We start from the raw sequence: 740 nt of genomic DNA, 5'->3' as shown, positions 1-740 counted from the left end.
CGCGAAGCAGCCGGTCAAGAACGCCGACCTGTGGCAGCGGCTGGAAGGCGCGTGCGCGCAGCACGAGGTCACCTGGCTGTGGGTGAAGGGGCACAACGGCCACCCGGAGAACGAGCGCGCCGACGCGCTGGCCAACCGGGGCATGATCGAGGCCCGCGCGTCGGTGGTGCCCGCCGGCCGCTGACCTGACCGGCGGGCGAGCGGCGATCAGGTCACTCGGTGCGGCTCGGGTCGGTGGTGCCGGAGACGGCGTCCACGTCGTAGCCGGCGCGGCTGACCTCCCGGGCGGACCGCCGGTCCTCGGCCGGCAGGTCGGCGAAGTCGTCGCCGGTGTCGTCGGTGCTGTGCAGGGACTCGCCCGGCGGACGCAGCGACGCCTGCATGGCGGTGGCGCCGTCCGGCTCGTCGGTGGCGGCCCGGTCGGTACGGTTCTGTTCGGTCATGCCGCACTCCTGCCCCGGTGGCCTGCCGGCAAACGTGCGTGGCGGGCTCAGCGCGCCGCGTCCGGGTGGCCCGGCATACCGGATCCGCCGCTGGAACTGCCCGACGCGCCACCCGCCACGCCCGACCCGTCGTCCTCGGTGACGATGTCGGGCTTCTCCGTCGTGTCGTCCGGCGCGGGGACGTCGGTGTCCGCCTCGACCTGGACCAGCCGTGCCTGGCCGGCCTCGTCCTCGGCGTGTGCCGGGTCGACCGGCAGCTCACCGTCGCGCGCCCGATACCCCACCGCTGCCTCCCGT

The 740-nt window shown here is 75.1% G+C and carries 3 protein-coding genes; 1 reads left to right on the top strand and 2 read right to left on the bottom strand.

The genetic code is table 11. From position 1 onward, the window contains the following. The coding region (locus tag ACSNN9_RS28550) for an RNase H family protein (protein ID WP_436676402.1) at nucleotides 1-184 on the top strand (184 nt) is incomplete at its 5' end. A 28-nt stretch (nucleotides 185-212) separates the two neighbouring features. Here ACSNN9_RS28550 and ACSNN9_RS28545 read toward each other — a convergent pair. Together ACSNN9_RS28545 and ACSNN9_RS28540 are read right to left on the bottom strand one after the other, a co-directional pair. Next, nucleotides 213-443, bottom strand: a complete 231-nt coding sequence (locus tag ACSNN9_RS28545) for a hypothetical protein (RefSeq protein ID WP_210838116.1) — start codon at nucleotides 441-443, stop codon at nucleotides 213-215. A gap of 47 nt (nucleotides 444-490) precedes the next feature. Continuing rightward, on the bottom strand, nucleotides 491-740 hold a 250-nt coding region (locus ACSNN9_RS28540; protein WP_436676401.1), incomplete at its 5' end, for a preprotein translocase YidC.

Source organism: Micromonospora sp. URMC 107 (genome assembly GCF_051386315.1).
In the GTDB taxonomy this organism is placed as follows: Bacteria; Actinomycetota; Actinomycetes; order Mycobacteriales; family Micromonosporaceae; genus Micromonospora.
Note: the sequence above shows the minus strand (reverse complement) of the source record. Positions and strands in the feature narration are given on the sequence as shown.